The sequence below is a fragment of the Microbacterium sp. 2RAF4 genome (genome assembly GCF_052115285.1).
GTDB lineage: Bacteria > Actinomycetota > Actinomycetes > Actinomycetales > Microbacteriaceae > Microbacterium > Microbacterium oxydans.
This window is the reverse complement of the sequence record NZ_JBFRGI010000002.1, coordinates 951,428-976,809: the sequence shown is the minus strand read 5'-3', so window position 1 is coordinate 976,809 and position 25,382 is coordinate 951,428. Positions and strand designations below refer to the sequence as shown.

Sequence of the window (25,382 nt, the reverse complement as noted above, 5' to 3'; positions counted from 1 at the left end):
CTCCCGTCGCGATATGACAGCCCGATCGGCTCGGGAAGCTGTCATATCGCGACCGGAGCGTCCCGGAGCGCGGCTCGCACGCGATGGACCAACACTTCCGGACGGGCGAACAGGGGTGCCGTCACCTCGATGAGCGTCCACCCGGCGGCCCGAAGGCGCGCGGATCGTTCCACGTCAGCCGCCCACTGTGCGCCGTGCACCATGCCGTGATACTCCACGAGCACCCGGTGTCTGGGATAGACCAGGTCACCGCAGCCGAGGAACTCCTCTCCGTCGTGGAGGTCGACATTGAGCTCGGGCTCCGGAAGGCCGGCAGTGACCAGGACGCAGCGCACCTGACTCTCCCGCGGTGACCACGAGTCCTCGCGGATGAGCGTGATCGCCTCTCGGAGCCTTCGGATGCCGACGCGGCGGCCTGCGCGGACAGCCGCCTCGAGATCTGCGACCCTGGCCAGGGGCGGACGCCCAGGATCCGGGCGACCGTACCCTGCACGCCAGACTCGGCAGAAGTGGTCTCCGAGCGCGACCAGGTCGAACAGCGGGAGTGCGCCGAGCGATGCCCAGGTGCTCGCAGGCGTGGCGAGGCGGATCCCGTCCCGCTCGGTGGTGGACGTGCGCTCCGGGTGTCCACGATGTCGGATCACCCCGCGCGACCGGGCGAGCGGGCCGGATCCGATCGTGGTGACGTGCACGCCGAGCTCGTCTGCGGCGGCGACGCGTCCATCGGAGGTGCGGGCGAGGGGCAACGGTGCACCCCACAGGGCGGCAGCGGACTCGTGGCTGATGTGCTGGGCGTCGATCATCCGATGCGCGTAGGCGCGTGCCCCGCTGATGCGCGCGATCCGTTGACGTTCATACGGATTCTGCTGCTGAGCCGATGTCGGAGCCGTCCTCCGTCTGCGCACCGCGGGGAACGGGCGCTCCAGATCGTCTCCGTCGAGTCGTCCGCGCCCGAGGCCCGCATGATGGGCTGTGCGCAGACTGAAGCTGTCGCCGAGATGGGGAGGAAGCGGGATGCGTGGCCGTGTCATCCGGCGACCATCTCACTTCACCCTCGCACGCTTCCCCCTCCTTCCCCAGTTCCTCCCTCTCCCCGCAGCTCCCCTCCGTCAGCCCTCACCTGGGGAGGAGGAGTCACGTCCGTGTTCCGGTCGCGAAATCGCATCTGATCCGGGCGAGGAGGGTGTCATATCGCGACGGGAGCGGAGCAACCCCGAGGCCTGACGGGCAGCCCCGAGGGCGACGTACTCTCCGGCGGGCGGTACCTCGACCGGGATCCCGAAGATCTGCGGGGCGATCTCCCGCACGGCCGCCGACTGCGCCCCGCCGCCGATCAACAGCGCTCGCCGCAGCGGCACCCCGGCGCCGCGCAGGGCGTCGAGTCCGGCGTCGAGTCCGGACAGCATGCCCTCGACCGCGGCACGTGCCAGGTTCTCGCGGGTGGTCGAGGCGAGGGTCATGCCGGTGAGCGTGGCGGTGGCGTCCGGCAGGTTCGGAGTGCGTTCCCCCTCGAAGTACGGCACCAGGTTCAGGCCGTGCGCTCCGGCGGGCGCGGAGAGGGCGAGCCGACCGAGCTCATCATGGTCGACACCGAGCAGCGCGGCCGTGACGTCGAGCACTCGCGCCGCGTTCAGGGTGCACACCAGCGGGAGGAAGTGGCCGTCCGCCGAGGCGAAGCCGGCTATGGTCCCCGAGGGGTCGGCGGACGGCTCGGTGCTCACCGCGAAGACCGTGCCGCTGGTGCCGATCGAGACGACCACATCCCCCGGTCCGACGCCGAGGCCGAGGGCGGCAGCGGCGTTGTCGCCCGCCCCTGGTGCGACGCGGCGTCCCCCGGCGTCCTTCACTGATTCCTCCGCTCCGAGCACTCGCGGCAGGATCGCGTCATGCCCGAGCGACGCGATGACGAGCTCGCGGTCGTACTCGCCGGTCGCCGCGCTCCAGTAGCCGGTGCCTGAAGCGTCGGAGCGGTCCGTCACGAGTTCCTCGAGCACGGCTCCGAGCGGCGCGGACTCGGCCAACGCCGGTCCGTATCCGCGCAGCCGCCAGGTGAGCCAGTCGTGGGGGAGGGCGACAGCTGCCACACGAGCCGCGTTCTCCGGTTCATGGTCGCGCAGCCACCGCAGCTTCGAGATCGTGAAGGAAGCCACCGGCACCACTCCGGTGCGATCCGCCAATTCCTGCGCACCGAACTCCGTGACCAGGTCCGCCGCGGCATCCGCTGATCTGGTGTCGTTCCACAGCAGGGCGTCGCGGATGACCGCACCGGAAGCGTCGAGCGCGACCATGCCGTGCTGCTGTCCGCCGATGGCCCACGCCTCGACGTCGTCGATCCCGCCCGCGTCGTCGATGGCTGAGGTCAGCGCGGACCACCACGCATCCGGGTCGACCGAGGTGCCATCCGGATGCGCGGCGCGTCCCGAGCGCACTACCGCTCCCGTCGCCGCATCGACCACGACGACCTTGCACGACTGCGTCGAGGAGTCGACGCCGAGGACGAGTGCCATCAGCCGATCACCGGGCGCCCAACAGGTGCTCGGTGGCCAGCTGCTGCAGCCGGACGAAGCCGAACCCCTTGCCGCCGAGATACGCGTCGGTGTCGAACTCCTCGTAAGCGCTGCGGTCGGTCAGGAAGGTCTCGTAGGACTCGCCGTCGTCCAGAGTGGGGGTCGACAGCTCGGAGACCTTCGCGGCAGCCAGAGCCTCCTGCACCTCGGGGTCGGCGCGGAATGCGGCAGCGCGCTCCTTCAGCAGCAGGTACGTGCGCATGTTGGCGGCGGCCGAGTCCCACACCCCCGTCTCGTCCTCGGTGCGGGACGGCTTGTAGTCGAAGTGACGCGGGCCGTCGTAGGCGGGTACGCCGCCGGGGCCGCCGTTCTCGAGCAGATCGACGAGGGAGAAGGCGTTGTGCAGGTCGCCGTGGCCGAACACCAGATCCTGGTCGTACTTGATGCCGCGCTGGCCGTTGAGATCGATGTGGAAGAGCTTGCCGTGGTAGAGCGCCTGGGCGATGCCGGCGGTGAAGTTGAGGCCGGCCATCTGCTCGTGCCCGACTTCGGGGTTCACCCCCACGAGCTCGGGGCGCTCGAGCGAGTCGATGAACGCGATCGCGTGGCCGAGCGTCGGCAGCAGGATGTCGCCGCGGGGCTCGTTGGGCTTCGGCTCGATCGCGAAGCGGATGTCGTAGCCCTTGTCGGTCACGTAGTCGCCCAGAAGGTTGACGGCTTCCCGGTAGCGCTCGAGCGCGGCGCGCACATCCTTGGCGGAGTCGTACTCCGCGCCTTCGCGGCCACCCCACATGACGAACGTCTTGGCGCCCAGCTCCGCGCCGAGGTCGAGCTGACGGAAGACCTTGCGCAGGGCGTAGCGCCGCACCGCGCGGTCGTTCGACGTGAAGCCGCCGTCCTTGAAGACGGGAGCGCTGAACAGGTTGGTGGTGACCATCGGCACGACGAGGCCGGTGTCGGCGAGCGCCCCCGTGAGTCGGTCGATCTGCTTCTGGCGCTCCGCGTCCGTCGAGCCGAAGGCGAAGAGGTCGTCGTCGTGGAAGGTGAGGCCGTATGCGCCGAGCTCGGCGAGCTTCTCGACGGCGTGCACCACGTCGAGTGCCGGGCGGGTGGGACCGCCGAACGGGTCGGTGCCGTTGTATCCGATCGTCCAGAGTCCGAATGAGAACCTGTCGGCGCGGGTCGGGGTGAGGCTCATGATGCTCCTTCGCATGAGGCGCACGACGACGTGCGCGTATATGTTGTGAAGCACAACATATCTCTCGGGGGGCAGGATGTCCAGCCTCCTAGACTGAGACGCCGAAGCGGAATGCGAGGACGATGTGACCGAACCCGGGACGCCGGCTGTGCTCAGGGATCAGAGCGGGGGCGTGCGCGCCGGCAACCTCGCACGGGTGCTCCGACTCATCCACCTGGGCGGTGCGCAGTCGCGCGCCCAACTGACGGCGGCGACCGGGCTGAACCGCTCGACCATCGCGGATCTGGTGGCCGAGCTGGTCGCTGACGGGTGGGTCGTCGAACGTGATCCCGATCCGGTCGGGCGGGCGGGCCGCCCCTCGCCCGTGGTCGCGGCATCGCCGAGCACGGTCGTGATCGCCGTGAACCCCGAGGTCGACGCGGTGGAGGTCGCGGCCATCGACCTGGCGCGGACGATCGCCGTCCGGGAACGCGTGGAGTCGTCGTCTCTGCTCACGGCCGATGACGTCGCCTCCCTGGTCGCGAGCGTGGCCGAGCGCTGGCGACACGGCGCACTCGCGGGGGCGCGGGTCATCGCGGTGGGCGTCGCCGTGCCTGGGCTCGTGCGTGCCGCGGACGGCCTCGTGCGCAATGCGCCGCACCTGGGCTGGACGGATGCTCCGCTGCGCGCGTCGATCAGCGCATCGACAGGACTACCCGTCGCCGTGGGCAATGATGCGAGCCTCGGTGCTCTCGCCGAGCATCTGTTCGGTGCGGCGCAGGGCGTGGACGACCTCGTCTATCTGAACGGCGGCCCCTCCGGGATCGGCGGCGGCATCATCGTGAACGGCGCACCGGTCGGAGGCGTCGGAGGCTTCGCCGGCGAGTTCGGTCAGAACCGTGTCGACGGCGCGTCCGAAGAGGTGCTCGAAGGGGTCGTCAGTCGGGCGCGGCTGCTCTCGGCGCTGGGTCTCGTGGCCGCCGACGATGCGACTCTCGCGGGGGCGCTCGCAGCAGCGTCCGAGAGGGCGGCGGTGCGCGAGGAGTGTCTCCGCCAGCGCGGATTCCTCGCCCAGGCGATCGCGGATGCCGTCAACATCCTGAACCCCTCGATCGTGGTCCTCGGCGGGTTCCTCGCCCAGCTCGAGGCGATCGACCCCGAAGCCTTCGCGGCCGATGTGGCTGCGCGGGCGATGGCGGAGAACGCCGAAGGACTCCGCATCCGTCCCGCATCGCTCGCCGCCGATCGCCTGCTGCTCGGTGCGGCCGAGCTGGCGTGGGCGGCCATGCGCGTGATCTGAGTCACGTGCCGGACGAGCGCGTCGACATCCGGGTGCAGCCGCCTCAGCGTGCGGGGCGCTCGTCCGTGCTCAGCACCGACATGAGGAGGGAGTCGACCCACTCGCCGTCCCAGAACAGCGTGTGACGTTGCCGTCCTTCGTACCGGAACCCGGCCTTCTCGTAGGAACGCTGCGCGCGGGGATTGAACGAATAGACATCCAGACTCACACGGTGCAGCCGGATGCGGTCGAACGCGTGGTCGAGAACCGCGTGCGTGGCCTCGGTGCCGAAGCCGCGTCCGGGCCGTCCGGGGTTCAGGGCGATGCGGAAGTTCATCGACGCATCGTCCGTCTCCAGCTCGTTGAGCACGATCTCGCCGACGTACTCCTCCGTCGCGAGGTCGATGATCGCCCAGTCCGCCCGGTCGTCTCGGCCGCCGACCGATTCGAGGTGCCGCACGACCGCCTCGCGGGTGAACGTCTGACGCGTGCCGGTGAGTCGCATGCTCTCCTCGTCGAACAGCCCCTCCCACACGCCGTCGATGTGCGCGATGCCCAGCGGTTCCAGTCGCAGCCGCGGGGTGGTCAGGGTGGCGACATCCGTGAGCGCGGACACGTCGACGGCCGGTGCATCCATGCCTATGCTCCGTCGAAGACCGGGCTGAGGAAACGGCGCTCGTATCGGCGGATGCACTGCGTCCTGCGCGCGAAGTCGAAGGCCTCGATGCACTCCGGATCGGTCGTGGATGCCGTCCGATACACCTCGTACTCCGCGAGGGAGGGGAAGGTGAACAGCGCGAAGGCCTCGTCGCTGTCGCCCTCGCTCGGCAGGAAGTAGCCGTGGTGGGCGCCGCCGTGCTTCTGCACGAGACGGATCCAGGTGCGGCCGTACTCGGTGAACTCGTCCAGCTTGTCCGGATCGATCTCGTAGCGCAGGTGAACGGTGATCATGCGGATGATCTTCCCAGATCACCCGGACCGCGGGCGAACCGGACACTACGCTCGGTCTCGTGACGAACTCCCGCGACATGGTCCACATCCCCGGCGGCACCTTCCTGATGGGATCCGAGGACTTCTACCCCGACGAACGTCCGGTGCACGAGCGCGAGGTCGCCTCGTTCTTCATCGATCGCTACCAGGTGACCAACGCCCAGTACGCCGAGTTCGTCGACGCGACCGGGTACGTCACGGTCGCGGAGCGTCCGCTCGATCCCGCGGCCTTCGCCGGCGCCGACCCCGCCGACCTCGTGCCCGGGGCGATGGTGTTCACCCCGACGTCGGGCCCGACGAACCTCGGAGACTGGCGCAACTGGTGGCGCTGGCAGCCGGGAGCGTACTGGCGTCGGCCGTTCGGCCCCGACTCGTCGATCGACGACCGGCTGCAGCATCCCGTCGTGCACGTCGCGTTCGAGGATGCGGTCGCGTACGCCGACTGGGTGGGCATGCGGCTTCCGACCGAAGCCGAGCACGAGTACGCGGCCCGCGGCGGTCTCGAGGGTGCTCGATTCGCGTGGGGTGACGAGGCCTACCCTGGCGGCGTCGCTCAGGCGAACTCGTGGCTCGGACGCTTCCCCTACGACAACCAGGGGGTGGGCGGCACGGCCCCGGTCGGCTCGTACCCTCCGAACGGCTTCGGCCTCTACGACATGATCGCGAACGTCTGGGAGTGGACGACCGACTTCTACACCCCGCGCCACCTCCGCCTCTCGGACACCCCTGTCGATGCCGGCAAGCGCACGAACCTCCTGGCCGCCGCGAGCGCGCAGGAAGGCTTCCCCGACATCCCGCGCCGCGTGCTCAAAGGCGGATCGCACCTCTGCTCGCCCGACTACTGCCTGCGCTTCCGGCCGGCGGCGCGCTCGCCGCAGGCCGAGGACACGGGTATGTCGCACATCGGGTTCCGGCTCACCCGCTCCGAGTGAGACCCGCTGGGTTTCCGTGAGGGGAACTGTTTGGCTTCGACCGAGGGTGATCGCCCTCGCCTCACCGGTTGAAGCAAGGAGTCTCCCATGGCTGAGAAGCCCAACATCCTCATCATCTGGGGCGATGACATCGGCATCAGCAACCTGAGCACCTACTCCGACGGCCTGATGGGCTATCGGACCCCGAACATCGACCGGATCGCCGACGAGGGTGTGAAGTTCACCGACTACTACGGCGAGCAGAGCTGCACCGCCGGGCGCGCGGCGTTCATCACGGGGCAGAACCCGTATCGCACCGGACTCACCAAGGTCGGGATGCCCGGCGCGAAGCTGGGACTGCAGCCCGAAGACCCGACGATCGCCGACGCGCTCAAGCACCACGGCTACGCGACGGGTCAGTTCGGCAAGAACCACCTCGGTGACCGCGACGAGCATCTGCCGACGGCGCATGGATTCGACGAGTTCTTCGGCAACCTGTATCACCTCAACGCCGAGGAGGAGCCCGAGCACCCCGACTATCCGACGGACGAGGAGTTCCCCGGCTTCAGCGAGCGGTTCCGCCCGCGGGGTGTCATCCATTCCTGGGCGAACGATGACGGCACCCAGCGCATCGAGGACACCGGACCCCTGACGAAGAAGCGGATGGAGACGGTCGACGAGGAGTTCCGCGACGCGGCCGCCGACTTCATCCGCACCAAGGCGGAGGACGACACCCCCTTCTTCGTCTGGTTCAACTCCACGCACATGCACTTCCGCACCCACACCAAGGAGGAGAGCAAGGGGCGGGCGGGGCGCTGGCAGTCGAACTATCACGACACGATGCTCGATCACGACGACGTCGTCGGGAGTCTGCTCGACCTCCTCGACGAGCTGGGCCTCGCCGAGAACACCATCGTGATGTATTCCACCGACAACGGTCCCCATATGAACAGCTGGCCGGACGCCGGTATGACGCCGTTCCGCAATGAGAAGAACTCCAACTGGGAGGGCGCGTACCGTGTGCCGGCGATGGTCCGCTGGCCCGGACGCATCCCTGCGGGGACGACGCTCAACGGCATCGTGAGTCACAACGACTGGTTCGTGACGCTGCTGGCGGCGGTCGGCGACCCCGACATCGCCGAGAGGCTGGCAGCGGGGACCGAGCTGCACGGCGCGGAGTTCACAGTGCACCTCGATGGTCACGACCAGCTCGACTACATCACCGGAGCCGTCGACCACAGCCCCCGGCGGCACTTCTTCTACGTCTCCGACGACGGCGATCTCACGGCCCTGCGCTTCGAGAACTGGAAGCTGGTGTTCCTCGAGCAGCGCGCCGTGGGAACGCTGCAGGTCTGGCAGGAGCCGTACATCGAGCTGAGATTCCCGAAGCTGTTCAACCTGCGCACCGACCCGTATGAGCGCGCGGACATCACCTCGAACACCTATTGGGACTGGGTGCTCGAGCACGTGTTCCTCATGATCCCCGCGCAGGCGTACGTCGCGAGGATGCTGCAGTCGCTCGCGGAGTTCCCCGCTCGTCAGAAGTCGGCGTCCTTCACGATCAATCAGGTGATGTCGAAGCTGGAGTCATCGACCGCGGGCGCCTCCTGAGGACTGCTCCCGTCGCGATATGACAGCCAGAAGTCGGACTGAGGCTGTCATATCGCGACGGGAGCGGTGCGCGGCGGGCCGGAGGAGCCGCGCACGATCAGCTCGTGCGTGGTCTCGATCGTGCGCGCCTCGTCGCTCGCGGGGCGGAGGATGAGGGATACCGCGTGCCGGCCCATGTCGAACATGGGGATCCGTGCGGTCGTGAGCGCCGGTGCCACGTCGGCGGCCACCGCGATGTCGTCGAACCCGACGACGGACATCTCCTCGGGCACGCGGATGCCGTGCTGTCGCAACTCGCTGAGGATGCCGATGGCCATGGCGTCGTTGAGCCCGACGATGGCCGTGACGTCGCGATCGAGAAGCTCCCTCGCGCCCTCGATGCCGCCTTCGCGGGTGAACGCTCGAGAGATGACGGTGAGCTCGACGCCGGTGCCGTCGGTGCCCTCGCGCAGCCCGGCGATGCGGTCGGCGACCGTGTTGAGGTCGAGGGGGCCGGCGACGACGCCGATCCGGCGGTGTCCCAGCCCGGCCAGGTGACGCCCGACGGAGACCCCGGCGCCGTGGTTGTCCGGCAGCACGGCGTCGACGGGGAGGTGGTGTCGACCGATGACCGCGGCGCGTCCGCCGGCGAGTGTGAAGTCGAGGAGCGCTTCGGACATGCCCTGCTCGCGATCGGAGTCGGCGTAGCCGGAGCCCGCGATGATGATCGAGCCGATGCGCTGACGAAGCAGCGACTTCACCTGGGCGAGCTCGCTGTCGGGTGTGCGGTCGGCCTGCGCGATCTGCACCGAGCGGTTCTCGAGGGTCGCACTGCGGATGACACCGCTGGCGATGTCGGAGAAGTACGGGTCGCCGATCTCGTGCACCACGAGTCCGATGGTCGGCACGAGCCCGCCGGCCAGCCCCCGAGCGTGCATGTTCGGCTCGTAGCCGAGCTGCTTCGCGATCACGCGCACGTGTGCCGCCACCTCGGGGGAGATGCCCGAGCCGCCCGTCATCGCCCGGGAGGCACTCGCCAGGGAGACCCCGGCTGCCTCGGCCACGTCGATGAGTCGTGGCGCGCCCTCACGCTTCACGAAGCCTCCCCCTGAGGAGCAAGATCGACGCTGATTGCGCTGTAGGTTGCTCTTCGTTCTTCCGTCCCACTATAGTGGCGGAAGCGCTTACGAAAGCGCTTTCGCTACGATGACGTAGGAGACTCGGATGACTGCACCCAGACACGGTCGGCGGATCGCTGCGGCGATCGGAACGCTCTCGATCGCCGCGCTCACGGTTACGGCCTGTTCCGGAACCGGCGACCAGGGTGGGGGAGGTGGCGCCGATGATCCCATCGTCATCGGCATCTCGCTTCCCCTCACCGGAGACTTCTCGGAGCCGGGCAAGGGCGTCGAGCGCGGGTACGAAGCCTGGCGCGACATCGTCAACGAGAACGGCGGCCTTCTCGGGCGGCAGGTCGAGCTCAAGATCCTCGACGACCAGTCGAACGCCGACCGCGTCGTCTCCGACTACGAGTCGCTGATCGCGCAGGACGGCGTCGACCTCGTGTTCGGTCCGTTCTCCACTCGGCTCGTCGTCCCGTCCGCCCGCGTCGCGCAGGAGTACGGCATGCTCTTCGTCGAGCCGGCCGGTGCCGCGGAGGAGGTCTTCGAGCAGGGCTTCGACAACCTCTTCTACGCCGCGCCCGCGATCGCCAACGATCACTACAACAACCTCGCCGACTACCTGCTGGCCCTTCCCGAGGACCAGCGCCCGGAGACCGCGGCCGTCGCCGCCATGGACGACCCCTTCGCCCAGGGCACCGCCTACGGTCTCAGGGACAAGCTCGAGGAGGCCGGGGTCGAGATCCTCGTGAACGAGGTCTACCCGCCCAACACCACCGATTTCTCCACGATCGCCGCGAAGATCGCGCAGTCGAACGCCGACATCGTGATCGGCGGGACGCAGTACCAGGACGCGGTCAACCTGATCATCGCGCTGCAGCAGCTGAACTACCAGCCCGAACTCGCCGCGTTCTCCACCGCTCCCACCAACCCGGAGTTCGCGTCGGCGATCGGCGGCGCGACCGAGGGGATCCTGGCGCCGACCGGCTACTCGCCGAAGTCGCAGTTCCCGAGCAACGTCGAGTTCGTCGAGAAGTACACCGAGATGCACGGCAACCCGCCATCGGAGGACGAGGCGAACGCCTACACGACCGGACAGGTCGTCGCGGCGGCGGTGGAGGCCGTGGGCTGTGCCGAGCAGGGCGACTGCCAGCAGAAGCTCATCGACTGGTTGCGCGACAACGAGGTCGAGACGGTCGTCGGTCCTCTCAGCTGGGACGAGACGGGCAAGCCCACCGGCGCCCACCTCATCCAGCAGTGGATCGACGGCGAGATCCTGATCGTCCTCCCTGAGGACGTCAAGGAAGCCGACTTCCTGTACCCGAAGCCGACGTGGTGATCCGCGCGTGAGTGGAGCACTGCTGCTGCAAAGTCTGATCCTCGGCGTCCTGCTGGGAGGGCTCTACGCCCTCCTGGCGGCCGGGCTCACGCTGTACTTCGGGATCATGCGCGTCGTCATGATCGCACACTCGGCCTTCCTCATCCTGGCCGCCTACCTCGCCTGGTGGTTCAACCGGGAGACGGGCATCGATCCGCTCGTGTCGCTCGTGGTCACCGTGCCGCTGTTCTTCGTGACCGGCGTCGTGATGCAGCGTCTGCTGGTGTCGAGGCTCAAGCCCCTGACTCTGACCATGATGTCGGTGCTGCTCACGTTCGCGGTGGCGCTCATCATCGAGGGAGCGCTCGGGTTCTTCTTCTCCGGAACCCAGCGCCGCATCCCGCTGCCGTACGCCAGCGCAAGTCTCGAGGTCTTCGGTGCGCAGGTGCCGGTGGTCAAACTCATCGCGTTCGGTCTCGCGGCCGTGGCCCTTGCACTGCTCTTCGTGCTGCTCAAGTACACCAAGTTCGGTCAGGCGCTGCGGGCGACGATCCAGCACCCCGAGGCCGCGCGGCTGGTCGGCATCAACACCGACCGCGTCGCCGGCTACGGATTCGGGCTCGGACTCGCGACCGCGGCGATCGGAGGCACCGCGCTCTCGCTCGATGCCACCATCTACCCCTCGCTGCACTGGCACTGGATCGGTCCGCTCATGGCGATCATCGTCGTCGGCGGCCTCGGCAGCATCCCCGGCGCCGCCATCGCCGCCCTCGTGCTCGGGGTCGCGCAGAGCCTGCTCCAGCTGCCGCTGGGGCCGACGTGGGCGCAGACGATCTTCTACGTCGCACTGTTCGCCACGCTCATGTTCCGTCCGCAAGGTTTCTTCGGAGGTCGTCTTGCCCAGCGTTTCTAGTCGAGAGCCGATCGCCACCGAGACGGTCGTGATCGCTCCACCCGCCCCGGTCCGCAGGACCTCCACGAGGTGGGTGAACATCGTCCTCCTGATCGTGGGGGCGGCGCTCGTCCTCTCGTTCCCCACCATCGCCCCGAACCCCTACATCCTCTCGGCGGGCGTGGTGATCCTCAACTACGCCGTGCTGTCGACCGGGTGGAACTTCATGGGCGGCTTCACGGGGTACATCTCCCTCGGGCACGCCGCCTACTTCGGGCTCGGAGCCTATGGCACCGGGCTGCTGATCAAGTACCTCGACCTCCCGGGATTCCTGGCCTGGATCCTGGCCGCCGTGTTGGTCGCGGTCATCGCGATCCCGATCGGCATCGCCGCCCTCCGTGTGCGCGGAGCCTCGTTCGTGATCGTCTCCATCGCCTTCGTGCTGATCATGCTCCTGGTGTTCCAGAGCTGGCGGGATGTGACCGGCGGATCCGAGGGACTGAACGTCCCGCGTCCGTTCGACGTGCTGCGGCCGGAGCATCACCGGATCTTCTACTACCTGTTCGCCGGCCTCCTCGCGGTGGCCCTCGTCGTGTGGTGGATCATCGACCGGTCGAAGTTCGGCACGGCGCTGAAATCCATCCGCGAAGACGAGGACAAGGCGCAGGCGCTCGGCGTGCCGACGACGAGGTACAAGCTGATCGCATACGTGCTGTCGGCCCTGTTCGTCTCGCTCGGCGGCGGACTCTACGCCCTCTGGTTCGGCGACCTGGATCCGATCTTCCAGTTCTCGATCCTCATCGGCTCGTACATGGTGCTGATGGCGCTGCTCGGCGGGGTGCGGAATCTCTTCGGACCGCTGCTCGGAGCGGTCGTCGTCGGAATCGCGCTGGAGTACTTCAAGCTCGAGTTCGGCGACACGCAGTTCCACCTGATCGCCACGGGCATCCTGCTCGGCATCGTCGTGCTCTTCATGCCGGACGGCATCATCCCCGCGGTGAAGGGGCTCTTCACGCGGTCGTCGAGCGCCGCCTCGATCCGCGAGGTGACCGCAGGCGAGCTGCTGGAGCAGAACAAGGCCCGAACAGCGGATGCCTCGACGAAGGAGACGGCGTCATGAATGCCCCCACGGCTCAGCACGCAGCCGCTCAGTCCACAGCCACGCTCGAGAGTCTCAGCACCGTCGCGATGACGAAGTCGTTCGGCGGCGTCACGGCGGTCGACGGCGCCACGGTCACGTTCCAGGAGGGCAAGGTCAACGGCCTGATCGGGCCGAACGGCTCCGGGAAGACCACCTTCTTCAACTGCGTGACCGGCATGATCAAGCCGGACTCCGGAGAGGTGCGCTACCGAGGACAGGCGATCACGCGCAAGTCACCCGACCGCATCGCACGCGCCGGCATCGGACGCAGCTTCCAGCTGTGCCGGGTGTTCCCCCGCATGACGGTGATGGAGAACCTGCTCGTGGCCGTGCGCAGCACGAGCATCCGTCAGCAGTTGCGCTCGGCTCACGACCCCGAAGAGCTGGAGCGGGCGCGCGGTTGGCTGCGGCGCGTCGGCATCGACCACCTCGAGCACGCCGAGGCGCGCAACCTCAGCTACGGACAGCAGAAGCTGTTGGAACTGGCCGGTGTGCTCATGGGCGAACCCGACACGATCATGCTCGACGAGCCCGCAGGAGGCGTGAACCCCGCCCTCATCGGCCGCATCGCCACCCTGGTGCGCGAGCTCAACGACGAGGGCAAGACGTTCATCATCGTCGAGCACAACATGGAGATGGTCATGAGCCTGTGCGATCACGTCGTGGTGTTCGACCGCGGCCGCCAGATCGCCGAGGGAACGCCTGAGATCATCCAGCAAGACCCGCGAGTCCTGGAGGCCTACCTTGGAGTCTGAAGCGAAGAACCTGCTCGAGCTGCGTGACATCGAGGCGGGCTACGGACGTGCCGCCCTCGTGCTCAGGGGTCTCACGGTCGAGGTGCCGCCGGGGTCGGTGGTGTGCCTGGTCGGCCCGAACGGCGCCGGCAAGTCGACCGTGCTCAAGGTGGCCAGCGGCATGCTCAAGCCCCGATCCGGACACATCACCGTCGACGGCCGCGACATCACCGGCGAGGGGCCGCAGTCTATGCTGCGTCACGGGCTCGCTCACGTGCTGCAGGGGCACAGCGTCTTCCGCGAGATGACGGTCGGCGAGAATGTGATGCTCGGCGCCTTCACGCTCAAGGACCAGAAGGTCATCCAGGAGCGCGTCGAGTTCGTGCAGAACCTCTTCCCCATCGTGGGGGAGCGGTGGAAGCAGCTCGCGGGCCTCCTGTCCGGCGGTCAGCAGAAGCAGGTGGAGTTCGCGCGGTCGCTCATGGTCAGCCCCAAGGTGGTGCTGCTCGACGAGCCGTCGATGGGGCTCGATCCCAAGACGACCGAGAAGGTCTTCGAGCAGATCGTGCGGATGCGCGATGCCGGAACCGCTGTGCTGCTCGTGGAGCAGAACGCGCGCCGGGCCCTCGAGACCGCCGACATCGGGTGCGTCCTCGACCTCGGTCGGGTGCACATCTCGGGCCCCGCGTCCGAGCTGCTCGCCGACCCGACCCTGGCCGCGCTGTATCTCGGCGGCAAGCCTTCGGTCGCCGACGCGGGCTGATCCTCGGCGGAAGGAGGCAGTCGCTGCCTCCTTCCGCCTTTCTCGTCCAACCGGCGAAAGCGCTTGCGAGAGCGCTTCCGCCCCGAGCAGCAGTACCGCTTCACGTCTTCCCCGCTGCAGTGCCGCCCCGGGGAAGCGGGCACGAACCATCGGCACGACACCGCACGACGACGACGTTGAGAGGTTTCTGATGCACGAAAGAACCATGCGACCCGCGAGCTCGAGCACCCGGTCGGCGGCACCACCCCCTCGATCCTCCGGGGTGCGACGAACAGGTGCGCTGGTGGCTGCGGCGGCCGTCGTCGGAGCCCTGCTGACCGCGACGCCCGCTGCCGCAGCGGAGCCTTTCACCGAGCTGGTCGACTTCGAGACATACGAGCGCGTCGCCCTGAACGGTCAGGACGGCTGGACGTCGTCGAGCGCGCCTCGCGTGATCGCCGACCCGTTGAACGGCAACAATCAGGTCGTCGAATCCGTCGGGGGAGGGCAGCAGTCGTACCGTGCCATCCCCGCGATCGCCGAGGGCACCACCGGCACGCTGTTCTTCCGGTTCCTCCGCACCGGAAGCGTCGACACCTCGTTCGGACTCACAGACGTGGATGCACCGAGCGACTACGCGCACAGTCGCGCCTACGTGAACAACCAGAACGACGACGTGCTGCGCGTGCGCGACGGCGGCGCTTTCACGCCCGCCGGCGTGTGGTCGAAGGACGCCTGGCAGTGCGTGTGGATCGTCGCCGACAATGCGACCGACAAGGTCACGGTGTACAGCCAGGGTGGCGCCTACGAGGAGCAGACCCGCCTCCCGGAGGGGACAGAGCAGCAGTTCGGCTTCCGGCAGGCCGTGAACGGCGCGCTCGACCGCTTCTTCTGGAAGAACGGCGCCACCAGCACAGGGCGCCTGCTGCTCGACGACGTCGCGGTCGACAACACCGGGGAGAACCTCGCGATCGCCACAGGCAACCCCGGCGACTGCGCGCCCGGCGGCACGGCGAACGAGCCGCTGCTGAACCCGCTTCCCGACCCCGCGCTCGCCGACCTCGGCATCGAGGTGACGGAGCTCGCACAGCTGCCGAAGTCGCAGACGACGCCCGCGACGCAGGATCAGCGCCTGGTGCGCCACAACCGCATCACGCACCTCGATGAGGTGCCGGACGGCTCCGGTCGGCTGATGGTCCCCGACAACAACGACATCCTCTACCTGGTCGACAAGGCATCGGGCGAGTACGTGCCGTACCTCAACGTCCGGAACGAGTTCATCGACAACTTCCACAACAGTGCAGGTCTGGGCACGGGGCTCGGCTCCGCGGAATTCCACCCCGACTTCGCCGAGAACGGGTTGTTCTACACCGTGCACACCGAGGGGGGATCCGCCCTGACCGAAGACACCCCGGACTTCCCGGCCTTCGGCACCACGGCCTTCCACAGTGTGATCACCGAATGGAAGGCGAGCGATCCCTCCGCTGAGACCTTCTCGGGAACGCACCGCGAGGTCATGCGGATCCCGTTCGCCGGACGCGTGCACACCGTGCAGCAGATCGCGTTCAACCCGACCGTTTCCGCGGGCGACGCCGACTACGGCAACCTGTACATCCTCGTCGGCGACGGCGGCAACGGCGTGGGCAACGGCAACCCGCAGGACCTGGCTACTCCGCAGGGCAAGATCCTGCGCGTGAACCCGACCGGCGACGACAGCGAGAACGGCGAGTACGGCGTGCCGGGTGACAACCCGTTCCTCGAGGAGGCGGAGGCACTGCCCGAGATCTACGCCGTCGGCATGCGCGACCCGCACCGCATCAGCTGGGACACCGAGGGCGACCACACCATGTACCTCGCGCACATCGGCGAATGGCAGGTCGAGTCGATCTACGCCGTCGAGCCGGGAGACAACTTCGGCTGGTCGGTGCGCGAGGGGTCGTTCCTCGCGGAGAACCGACAGATCTTCCCGCTGCCGGAGGACGATGCCGAGAACGGCTTCACCTACCCGGTGGCCGCCTACGACCACAACCGCGACCCCGGTCAGACCGGCGATGCGGGCGTGGCCGTGAACGGCGGGTTCGTCTATCGCGGCGACATCCCCGAGCTGCAGGGTCGCTACCTCTTCACCGATCTCGTGCGCGGCTGGGTGCTGTCCACCGATGCGGAGGAGATGGTGCGCAACGACGGGGACATCGCCGACCTCGCCACGATCGAGGAGCTGCGGGTCTTCGCCGACGGCGTGGAGACCACGTTCCAGGAGCTGGTGGGTGACAAGCGTGTCGACCTGCGGTTCGGCTCCGATGCCGACGGCGAGCTCTACCTGGTGTCGAAGGCGAACGGCAAGATCTGGAAGGTGACGGGAGCGCGTTCGGTGGACGAACCGACCAACCCGTTCGTCCTCCCGGCACTCGCTCCGAACCTCGTCACACATCACGACTTCGACCACCTGGATGCCACGAAGCCGACGGTCGAGCTCGACCAGGGACGCTCCGGCACCCCCATCTCGCTGATCAACGGCGGGGTGGAGATGCGGGTCGCGGATCGCGCCTACCCGGGTGCGGGTGAAGCTCTGCAGACACAGCAGATGAGTCCGCGCACCGCGTCGAACGACGATTGGAAGGCGGGCGTCTACGACGCGAAGGGTGTGGAGTCGCTCGACCGATTCGCTGCTACCGACAAGGCCTCGGTCATGGGCTGGTTCAAGCCGACCGGTGACCACCCGGCACTGAACTCGGGGACCGCGAATCCCGACGACGTATACAACGCGATCGGGCTCGCGGGCGTGCTCACCGGCACCTCCGACGGTCATGCGGTGCGAGCGCTGCTCGAGGTCATCACGGTCGACGGTGAGCTCAGGCTCGTGGCGCTCGGGCGCCGCGTCGACGGCGGCGGCTCCTGGACGTTCGCGGCCGATCTGCCCTGGAACGAGATCCTCAAGAAGGGGCAGTGGGTGCATCTCGCCGCGACCTTCGACTTCGCCGCGGGTGAGATGAAGCTGTTCATGAACGGCGAGGAACTCGCGGGCAAGTACACCGCGGCGAATCCGTGGGGTGAGGGGTCCACATCCGACACCGCGCCGGCCGGCATCAAGATCGGCGGGAGCTTCCCGCAGAACACGAAGGAGGCCAACCCGTTCAACGGACGGATGGATGACATCATGCTGCTCGACACGGTGCCGACGCCGGAACAGGTCGCCGCGCAGTACGCGCTGTACGCGGTGCCGCCCGTCGTGCCGCCGACCCCGCCTGCGTGCACTCCGGATGGCGAGACCATCACGGATGTGATGGCGAAGGACGACTGGGCGCCGCGGACTCCGGCCAAGTGGAGTTTCCCCGGTGACGAGGTCGTGCTCACCGAGGCGGGAACCAACCCGAACGACGGGATCCGCCGACCGTTCGAGTACGCCGTGCTCACCGAGGGGCCGGTGCTCGGATCGTTCGACCTCACCGGCCAGGTGCGGCTGGACGAGAAGGCATCGGTCAACAACCGCGACGTCATCATCGTCTTCGGATGGAAGTCGGACACGGAGTACTACTACGCGCACCTCTCGCAGGACAACTCGATCTACCCGCACAACGGCATCTTCAAGGTGAACAAGGCCGACCGGGAGCGGATCGACGACCAGTGGGACGGTGCGATCGGTGCGCCGCCGGCGGTCACCGACGAGGAATGGCACGACGTGCGCGTGCTCCGTTGTGCCGACAGCGGCGACATCGCCGTCTACGTCGACGGGCTCGACACCCCGCTGATGACAGCGAACGACACCACGTTCCCCGAGGGGCGGGTGGGGTTCGGCTCCTTCGACAACTTCGGACGTCTGCGGGGCCTGTCGGTCACGGCAGCGGCCGAGGACACCACCGCACCCGTCGCGACTGTCAAGAGCGGGTCCGACTTCACGGTCGGACGTGACGGCGTCTACAGCAAGGTGTCGTTCAAGCTCCAGGATGCCGGCAAGATCGATCGGCTGACGCTCAACGGCGTCGAGAAGGATCTGACGGACGATGTCTGGTCCGACCTGAACTCGGTGGTGCCGGGTGCGTTCGGCGCAGTCGAAGGGGCCAACACGCTCGTCCTGTACGACGTGGCGGGCAACACGACCACTGTGAGCTTCACGCTCGATGTCACCGCCCCCACGGTCACGGTCAAGGACGGCGGGCAGTTCACCGTCGGTGCCGACGGCGCCTACAGTCTGGTGTCGTACAAGCTCAACGACGCGGGCAAGGTGGATCGACTGACCCTCAACGGGGTGGCGAAGGATCTGACGGACAACGTCTGGTCCGACCTCAACTTCGTGAAGCCCGGAGCCTTCGGAGCCGTCGCCGGGGCGAACACCCTGGTCGTGTACGACGTGGCAGGAAACGCCACGACCGTCCCGTTCACGCTGACGGGAGCAGTCGGATAGCGGGCGTGGAGGCTCGAGCCGGCGCCCCCGGCTCGAGCCTCCACGCGCTCCACCCTCGATAGCATGGCCGTTCCCCCTTTCGCACGGCACACGAGGATGGTTCTGCGTGGCATCTCGGCTTTCGGAGACCGCGGAATCGTCGAGCGGCCCACCGTCGGCGTCGCGCTACATCCTCCGCTCCCGGCTCCTGCGCGGTGTCTTCATCAGCCTGGTCATCTCCGGTATCGGGATCTCCGTCACCGTCCCGCAGATCACGCTGTTCCTCGTGGGAGAGCTGCATCTGTCCACGGCCCAGGCAGGCCTCTACTTCCTGACCAACCTCACCGCGCCGATCGCCGGCTACCTCGTGGGCTCACTGTCCGACCGCGCCGGCTCGCGACTGCTGGTCTTCCGGCTCTCCGCCATCGCAGGGTTCCTCGGGTGGGTCCTGATGGCGGTCGCCATGCAGGCGTGGATGCCGTTCGCCATCAACATGCTGCTGTTGAGCACGGCCGGAGCGGGGGCGGCGCAGCTGCAGGCTGCGGTGCGGGACGAACTGAACCGCAGGCCGACGCCCGCGGACAACGAGGTCGTCGCGGTGATGCGCATGGCCATGGCGTTCGGGTGGATCGTCGGGCCGGTCATCGGCGCCGTCCTGGGCGCTGTCATCGGTCTGCGTCCCCTGCTGCTCGTGACCGGCCTCTGCGTGCTGCTCTCCCTCGTGCCGCTCATCGGGGTGAAGTCCGACTCTGCCGCCGCGCGGCGGGCTCTGTCCACGCCGATCCGCGAGCCAGGACAGGCCGTCTCCTCGCCCGCCGGGCCGCCCGTTCCGCACCCGCGCTCGATGCTGCCCCTCCTGGTCTTCACCGCGATCTACGTGCTCATCATGTGCGGCGAGACGGTGAAGCTCGCCTACCTGCCGCTGTACATGGACGGCGAGCTGCGCGTCGATGCGGGCGTGCGCGGGGCGGTCATCGGCTTCCAGCCCCTCGTCGAGCTGCTCCTCATGCCGTTCGCCGCACGGCTCGCGACACGCTTCGGTCTCGCGCGCGTCCTCACGGCGGGTGCGCTGATGGCGGTCGCCGCACACATCTCCTATGCCGCAGCGGGTCAGATCACGCCGCACATCGTCCCGCTCATCGTGGGGCAGGTGCTGATGGCAGGAGTGATCGCGACCTTCGGCGTGCTGGGCATCACCGTGGCGCAACGCCTCGTCCCCACCCGCGTCGGCATGGCCACGAGCGTGTTCATGAGCTCCTATGCGATCAACGCCGCCGTCGGAGGCTTCGTGGGGAGCATCGGCTCGCTGTGGCTGGGCCTTCCGCAGCTGTTCTGGATCCCCGCCGCGATCTCCGCCGTCGGGGGCGTCGCGCTGCTCATCCTGAACTCCCGCGTTCCGCTCGATCCGCCCGCACGCGACCACTGACCTGTCGCGGTGCGGCTACCCGGCGTTCGGACGCACGCAGGTGTCCTGGGCCGCGCTCTGCCCGTCGACGTTCGACGGCAGGGTGTTCGTCTCGGGCTGTGTCGTCTCGGGCTGTGTCGTATCGGGTTGTGTCGTCTCCGCACCCTCCGAGTCGGCGGACGGCGGGGTGGCCGGCGCGGAGAGCTCGCTGCCACGACCGGTGTGGTCGGAGCTGATGCTCACCGTCTCACCGGAGATCACCCGTTCCATCAGCGCGGCGGCCGACTGCTCGTCGGGGACGACGCGGTCGCCCGCGGGAAGGTGCGGGTACGACACGAACGCGATGTTCTCGAGCGGCAGGTCGCTGAAGACCTTCGCCATCGAGGCGAGCGTGCCGAGGTCGGCGAGCGGGGTCGACAGCGTCATGTTCCTGGTCGCCGCGTCGGCGATGCCGTAGAGCTTCACCGGGTCGGTCAGGGTCGATTGGTCACGGAGCGTCCGCACGAGCGAGGAGAGGAACACCTGCTGGGTCGAGATGCGAGCCAGGTCGCTCCCGTCCCCGATGCCGTAGCGCGAGCGCAGAAGCGCCAGGGCCTGCTCGCCGCTGAGGTCGTAGGTCCCCGCCTCGGGGATCTCCAGTCCGGAGTGGCGATCGTGGACGGGGCCGGCGAAGCAGATCGGCACGCCGCCGACGGCGTTCGAGGCATCGATCACTCCCGTGAAGCTGATCTCCGCCGCGTAGGCGAGATCGATCCCGGTGAGGGCCGTGACCGTCGAGGCGACGCAGCCCAGCCCTCCACGGGAGAGCGACTCGTTGAACTGCACCCGGTGCCCCGCAGCCCACGTCTTCCCGGTCTCGGGGTCGGTGCACGAGGGCATGTCGACGAGCAGGTCTCGGGGGAACGAGATCACGGTCGCCGCGTCGTGAGCGTCGTTCACGTGCAGCAGCAGGGTGACGTCGTTCCGGCTGCCTTCGACGTCGCCGCCCTCCCCGTATTGGGCGCCCTGCCCCGCGCGGCCGTCCGAACCGACGAGCAGCACATCGAACGCGCCGTCGAAATCCGCCACGACGGGGGGCTCATCCGTGCGGGTGGGGTGCAGTTCGACCGTGGTGACGTTCTGGGACAGCCGGAGCGCCGCGACGGCGACCGTACCCCCGCCGATGACCAGGACCGCGACGGCGGCAAGGGTGAGGAAGCGCCGGAGGCGCCTCCGGCGCCGTCGGCTCGGAGCGGGGAGCGGGGGAAGACTCATGGGGAAGACCTCTCGACATCGGCGAGCAGCCAGTGTCGAGCACGAATGTCACACGAGTGTCACAGGCGAGGAACGGTCACGCGGAAGGTCGCGCCCGGGGATCCGGACAGGAGTGCGAGATCACCGCCGAGGAGGCGGGCGTTGTCACGAGCGATCGCGAGGCCGAGCCCGGTGCCCGCGCCGTCCGAGCGGGACCGATCCGTCGTGACGAACCGGTCGAACACCCGCTCGCTGTCGGCATCGGCGATGCCGGGCCCGTGGTCGCCGACGTCGATGTGCAGCACGTCACCGTCCTCCCGCACGCGGATGACGACCGGCGGGCGTCCGTGGCGGGAGGCGTTCGTGAGCAGATTGGCCACCACGGTGTGCAGCCGTGCCGCGTCGGTACGCAGCCGCAGGCTCGGCGCGACCGACAGCTCGTCGACGTCGACTCCCGTCGCGTCGACCACGTCGGCGAGCAGGTCGTTCAGCACCACGGTCGTACGGTGCACGCGTGCGACTCCGGCGTCCAGGCGGGACAGCTCGAGCAGGTGCTCGATCAGGGTGTGCAGACGCCGAGTACCCGTGCGCACGACGGCTGTGGCGACCGCTCGCTCCTCGGCCGTCGTCTGCTCGTCCTCGTCGAGCATCTCGTCGACCGCCATCATCGAGGTGAGGGGGGTGCGCAGCTCGTGGGCGACGTCACTCACGAGCTGTCGCGACTCCGCCTCGCGCTGTCGAAGCCGCTCGATGGTGTCGCCCAGGCGTTCCGAAGAGCGGCGGAGCGCGTCGGCCACCCGGTCGACGTCGTCGAACGACGGCTTCCAGGGCGGAGGGCCGTCGCCGGAGCCCACGGCCCGTGCCGTGTCGACGAGGCGGCGGAGCGGACGTGTCAGCGCACCGCCCAGCAGGCGCTCGAGCAGGACGACGAGGACCACGACGCCCGCGCTGAGGAGCACCCCGGAGACGATCAGCTCCCGCACCTGCTCCTGCTGCGGCTGCATCGAGTACGCGGTGACGACGGCGAGGCGGCCACTCGGGTCCTGGGGGAGGTCGTCGCGGACGACGGAGACGAAGAACACCTCCCGGTCGTCGAGCGTGGTCATCAGCGAGGTCACCTCGCCGGAGCGGCGGCTGTCGTCGATGCGCAGGGCATCCGGCACCTGATCCGGTCGGAGCTCGCCGGCGCTGCGGACACTGTCGAGGTCGATGATGACCGTCTCGCCGGGGAGGATGTCGGCGTAGTAGCTCCATGTGTCGTCGGGGGACACCGTGGAGATGGAGGTGAACAGGGCATCCGCCGTCGTCGCGAACTCGTCGAGCAGACCCTGCTGTCGGGACTCGTAGACGATCCGCCCCGCGGTGAAGACGACGACGCCGGTGACGAGGACGGAGACGGCGACCGTGCTGCCGATGAGAGCGAGGGCGATGGCGGTGCGGAGCGTGAGCCGGCGGCGGGCCGTCATCGCAGCCGGTATCCGATCCCGCGCACGGTCTCCAGCTGCGGTGTCGCGACGTTCGCAGCGGTCAGCTTCGCACGCAGCCGCTGGATGGCGGTGTCGACGACGCGGGAGGTGTCGGGCGGTGACTGCGCCCAGACGGCGTCGATCAGGCGCGAACGGCTGAGGGTGTGCCCGTCGTTCAGCGCCAGCTCATGCAGCAGACGGAACTCGGTCGCGCTCAGCGGCAGGGCCTCGCCGCCCGCCAGGGCTTCCGCCGAGTCCTCGTGCAGTTCGAGGGATCCGACCCGCAGCGGCTCCGTGGTGAGCCGGGAGCTGCGACGCAGGACCGTCCGAAGACGTGCCTCGAGCACGGCCACGCTGACCGGCTTGGCGATGTAATCGTCCGCTCCCGCGTCGAGACCGACGACGACGTCGGCATCCTCGTCACGGGCGGTCAGCATCACGGTGGGGAAGCCCCAGCGCGCCCGGATCTCCCGGCACAGCGAGAACCCGTCGCCGTCGGGGAGCATGACGTCGATGATCGCGACGTCGGGGGTCGTGCGTTCCGCGAGCAGGCGTGCGGAGGCGACATCCTCGGCGGTGTCGACGGTGTGGCCTCGGCGTCGCAGCGCGGTGGTGAAGCCGAGACGGATCTCCGCGTCGTCGTCCACGAGCATGACCTTCATCCCACCCCACCTCCCGGACACCGCGCGATTGCGATGATAGACGGCGACGCCCGTGCATCGGCTCCGAGCACGGTCGCCGAGGCGGGTCGCAGGGGCTCGTCAGGTCGAGCGGCTACCCTCATGCCATGCGCCGAATCGTGGTCCTTCCCCTCGTCCTCGCTGCCGGACTCGGTGCCGGGGCGCTCGCCGGCTGCTCGCAGGTCACGCAGATGGCGGGAGACGCTGTCGGGATCGACGTGCAGGCGACCTGCACCACGATCGACGGTGCCTACGGGCAGTACCAGGCGCTGCTCGATCAGGGCGCGGTCTCGGCCGAGCAGGCCGACGCCGCACGCGACGACCTCGTCGCCTCGCTCGAGGGGATCGCGGCGAACGTCGACGGACAGCTGGGCGATCTGATCCGCTCCGGCGCCACGCAGATCGGCGGCATGACCGACCTGCAGGCTTCGGAGACGGTCGAAGCGATCGAACAGCTCAAGGACTCGGCCTCGGCGTTCTGCGGCTGAGTGTTCTGCGGCTGAGCTCCCCCGTGTGAGACGATGCCGGAGATGAGCACTGCGGCTGATGAAGAGCTTCGCGCCCTCCGGGCCCGCGCCTATGGTCCGACGGCGGACATCGAGGACGATCCCGCCGCACTCCGACGGCTCCAGCAGCTGGAGGCACGGAGACAGCCGAGGCCTGTGGCCGAGGACGTCGTCCCGCGCGCACCGGCGATGGAGCCCATCGACTCGGAGCCGATGCGCGCTGCGGAACCCCTCATCCGCACCAGACGGTCGAGGCGACAGCCCGAGGACGCGGAAGGCGATGCGCTCGGCGTCTTCGCCACCTCGGTCGACGACGCCGATGCGGCCCCGCCGACGGTGGAACCCGCCGAGCGTCTGGCGGCGTGGTTCTCGGTGCGCACGACGAGGATCCTGTGGGTGGTCGCGATCGTCGCGGCGGCCGCGATGTCGGCTGCCGTCACGTTCGCCCTGGTGAAGGTGACCCCCGTCGCCTCCTCCTCCGGCGCTCCGCAGATCGCCACGCTCGACGCGAACTCCGACCTGGTGATCCCGGCCGGATGGATGGGGGTGGGTCCGAGCTCCGCAGTGTTCGACTTCTACGGGTTGGTCATCGTGGAGAGCTCAGGCGGTTACTACAACGGTTCGGTCGGCTCGGACTGCCTCACGGTGGCCAGAGCGGATCAGGTGCCTGACAAGGACGACTTCGACTCCTCCAACGGGTGGACCTACGACGGGCCCATGTACACGGGGTGCACCGTCGGCGCGTTCCCCGCGACCGTCGAGGTGCCGTTCGACAGCAACGTGCCCAAGGAGCTGACCGAGCGCTTCCCCGACGGGACGGCGCTGCAGTTCGTGTACGAGGCGGAGCGGGTCGGGGTGTTCCTCGACAGCGAGTGACCGGCCCCCGCTGACTCACCCCCGCGGACTCAGGAGACGGTCGTGGCCGCGCGCTGCTGCTCGGCGTACTGCGTGCCCCACCGCGTCAACTCGACGAGCAGGGGTGTCGCGCTCGTGCCCAGCTCGCTGAGGCGGTACTCGACCTTCGGCGGCACCTGCCGGTAGACGGTGCGGGTGATGAGGCCGTCTTCCTCCAGCTCGCGCAACTGGCGGGTGAGCACGCGGGCGGTCGGGTTCTCCAACAGACGGCCGAGCTCTCCGAAACGCAGCACCTCGTGCTCGCCCAGCAGCGTGAGGATGCTCGGTTTCCAGGCGCCGCCGAGCACGGCGATGGACACTTCCGCATCGCACGACTCCGACCACTCGCGCACGATCCGCTCGGTCTTCTCCCGCATCGCCCGCTCCTCTGTCGTCCTTCTCGGTATCCGAAGTG

Annotated in this window: 22 protein-coding genes; 12 read left to right on the top strand and 10 right to left on the bottom strand. The window is 68.5% G+C overall.

The genetic code is table 11. The features are described 5' to 3' along the window. Positions 1-41 precede the first annotated feature (41 nt). The 3 genes from AB4070_RS09190 to xylA all read right to left on the bottom strand — a co-directional run bounded on the left by AB4070_RS09190 (position 42) and on the right by xylA (position 3,705). Entirely contained in the window at positions 42-1,031 is a 990-nt protein-coding gene (locus AB4070_RS09190) for a hypothetical protein (protein WP_441979811.1), read from the bottom strand. A 78-nt stretch (positions 1,032-1,109) separates the two neighbouring features. Next, entirely contained in the window at positions 1,110-2,507 is a 1,398-nt protein-coding gene (gene xylB / locus AB4070_RS09185) for a xylulokinase (protein ID WP_441979810.1), read from the bottom strand. Positions 2,508-2,514: 7 nt separating this feature from the next. Continuing rightward, entirely contained in the window at positions 2,515-3,705 is a 1,191-nt protein-coding gene (gene xylA, locus AB4070_RS09180; protein WP_441979809.1) for a xylose isomerase, read from the bottom strand. A gap of 124 nt (positions 3,706-3,829) precedes the next feature. Between xylA and AB4070_RS09175 the strand changes: the two genes are divergently transcribed. Then, positions 3,830-4,984, top strand: coding sequence for an ROK family transcriptional regulator (locus AB4070_RS09175; protein ID WP_441979808.1), 1,155 nt, complete (start codon positions 3,830-3,832; stop codon positions 4,982-4,984). A 43-nt stretch (positions 4,985-5,027) separates the two neighbouring features. Here the strand turns inward: AB4070_RS09175 and AB4070_RS09170 are convergent, their stop codons facing one another. Both AB4070_RS09170 and AB4070_RS09165 read right to left on the bottom strand, forming a co-directional pair. Beyond that, complete coding sequence (locus tag AB4070_RS09170; RefSeq protein WP_441979807.1) at positions 5,028-5,600, bottom strand: GNAT family N-acetyltransferase; 573 nt, start codon at positions 5,598-5,600, stop codon at positions 5,028-5,030. Between the two features lie 2 nt (positions 5,601-5,602). Continuing rightward, entirely contained in the window at positions 5,603-5,914 is a 312-nt protein-coding gene (locus AB4070_RS09165; protein ID WP_441979806.1) for an NIPSNAP family protein, read from the bottom strand. A 77-nt stretch (positions 5,915-5,991) separates the two neighbouring features. Here AB4070_RS09165 and AB4070_RS09160 point away from each other — a divergent pair, with 77 nt between their 5' ends. Together AB4070_RS09160 and AB4070_RS09155 are read left to right on the top strand one after the other, a co-directional pair. Continuing rightward, entirely contained in the window at positions 5,992-6,885 is an 894-nt protein-coding gene (locus AB4070_RS09160) for a formylglycine-generating enzyme family protein (RefSeq protein WP_441980558.1), read from the top strand. Positions 6,886-6,972: 87 nt separating this feature from the next. Beyond that, entirely contained in the window at positions 6,973-8,475 is a 1,503-nt protein-coding gene (locus AB4070_RS09155; protein ID WP_441979805.1) for an arylsulfatase, read from the top strand. 47 nt (positions 8,476-8,522) lie between these two features. Here the strand turns inward: AB4070_RS09155 and AB4070_RS09150 are convergent, their stop codons facing one another. Next, positions 8,523-9,551, bottom strand: a complete 1,029-nt coding sequence (locus AB4070_RS09150) for a LacI family DNA-binding transcriptional regulator (protein ID WP_441979804.1) — start codon at positions 9,549-9,551, stop codon at positions 8,523-8,525. Positions 9,552-9,678: 127 nt separating this feature from the next. On the opposite strand from AB4070_RS09150, the gene AB4070_RS09145 reads away from it, so the two are divergent. From AB4070_RS09145 to AB4070_RS09115, 7 genes are all read left to right on the top strand, one after another. Further along, positions 9,679-10,914: an amino acid ABC transporter substrate-binding protein gene (locus AB4070_RS09145; protein ID WP_441979803.1), complete on the top strand. Its 1,236-nt coding sequence runs from the start codon at positions 9,679-9,681 to the stop codon at positions 10,912-10,914. 7 nt (positions 10,915-10,921) lie between these two features. Further along, positions 10,922-11,806: a branched-chain amino acid ABC transporter permease gene (locus AB4070_RS09140; protein ID WP_141368535.1), complete on the top strand. Its 885-nt coding sequence runs from the start codon at positions 10,922-10,924 to the stop codon at positions 11,804-11,806. A 73-nt stretch (positions 11,807-11,879) separates the two neighbouring features. Beyond that, on the top strand, positions 11,880-12,905 hold the full coding sequence (locus AB4070_RS09135) for a branched-chain amino acid ABC transporter permease (RefSeq protein WP_441979802.1): 1,026 nt from the start codon (positions 11,880-11,882) through the stop codon (positions 12,903-12,905). Beyond that, positions 12,902-13,681, top strand: a complete 780-nt coding sequence (locus tag AB4070_RS09130; protein ID WP_441979801.1) for an ABC transporter ATP-binding protein — start codon at positions 12,902-12,904, stop codon at positions 13,679-13,681. Before AB4070_RS09135 ends, AB4070_RS09130 begins: the two co-directional genes overlap by 4 nt. Continuing rightward, on the top strand, positions 13,671-14,423 hold the full coding sequence (locus AB4070_RS09125) for an ABC transporter ATP-binding protein (RefSeq protein ID WP_441979800.1): 753 nt from the start codon (positions 13,671-13,673) through the stop codon (positions 14,421-14,423). The genes AB4070_RS09130 and AB4070_RS09125 overlap by 11 nt, the downstream gene beginning before the upstream one ends. 283 nt (positions 14,424-14,706) lie before the next feature. After that, positions 14,707-18,804 (top strand): PQQ-dependent sugar dehydrogenase, encoded by a 4,098-nt coding sequence (locus tag AB4070_RS09120; RefSeq protein ID WP_441979799.1) that lies wholly within the window; start codon positions 14,707-14,709, stop codon positions 18,802-18,804. 106 nt (positions 18,805-18,910) lie between these two features. Further along, the gene (locus AB4070_RS09115; RefSeq protein ID WP_441979798.1) at positions 18,911-20,209 is read left to right on the top strand and encodes an MFS transporter; all 1,299 of its coding nucleotides are present in this window, start codon (positions 18,911-18,913) and stop codon (positions 20,207-20,209) included. Between the two features lie 15 nt (positions 20,210-20,224). Here the strand turns inward: AB4070_RS09115 and AB4070_RS09110 are convergent, their stop codons facing one another. From AB4070_RS09110 to AB4070_RS09100, 3 genes are read right to left on the bottom strand one after another with little or no spacing between them, the layout of a single operon-like run. Continuing rightward, positions 20,225-21,442 carry an LCP family protein gene (locus tag AB4070_RS09110; RefSeq protein WP_441979797.1) on the bottom strand — a complete coding sequence of 406 codons (1,218 nt, stop codon included), beginning with the start codon at positions 21,440-21,442 and terminating at the stop codon, positions 20,225-20,227. Positions 21,443-21,501: 59 nt separating this feature from the next. Next, positions 21,502-22,887, bottom strand: coding sequence for a sensor histidine kinase (locus AB4070_RS09105; RefSeq protein WP_441979796.1), 1,386 nt, complete (start codon positions 22,885-22,887; stop codon positions 21,502-21,504). Continuing rightward, on the bottom strand, positions 22,884-23,549 hold the full coding sequence (locus AB4070_RS09100) for a response regulator transcription factor (RefSeq protein WP_441979795.1): 666 nt from the start codon (positions 23,547-23,549) through the stop codon (positions 22,884-22,886). The genes AB4070_RS09105 and AB4070_RS09100 overlap by 4 nt, the downstream gene beginning before the upstream one ends. Before the next feature lie 125 nt (positions 23,550-23,674). Between AB4070_RS09100 and AB4070_RS09095 the strand changes: the two genes are divergently transcribed. Next, positions 23,675-24,055 (top strand): hypothetical protein, encoded by a 381-nt coding sequence (locus tag AB4070_RS09095; protein ID WP_441979794.1) that lies wholly within the window; start codon positions 23,675-23,677, stop codon positions 24,053-24,055. 42 nt (positions 24,056-24,097) lie between these two features. Further along, a complete protein-coding gene (locus AB4070_RS09090; RefSeq protein WP_441979793.1) occupies positions 24,098-24,949 on the top strand; it encodes a hypothetical protein in 852 nt (283 codons plus the stop codon). Positions 24,950-24,978: 29 nt separating this feature from the next. Here AB4070_RS09090 and AB4070_RS09085 read toward each other — a convergent pair whose 3' ends face one another. Further along, entirely contained in the window at positions 24,979-25,344 is a 366-nt protein-coding gene (locus AB4070_RS09085) for a winged helix-turn-helix transcriptional regulator (protein ID WP_046747643.1), read from the bottom strand. Between the last annotated feature and the right edge of the window lie 38 nt (positions 25,345-25,382).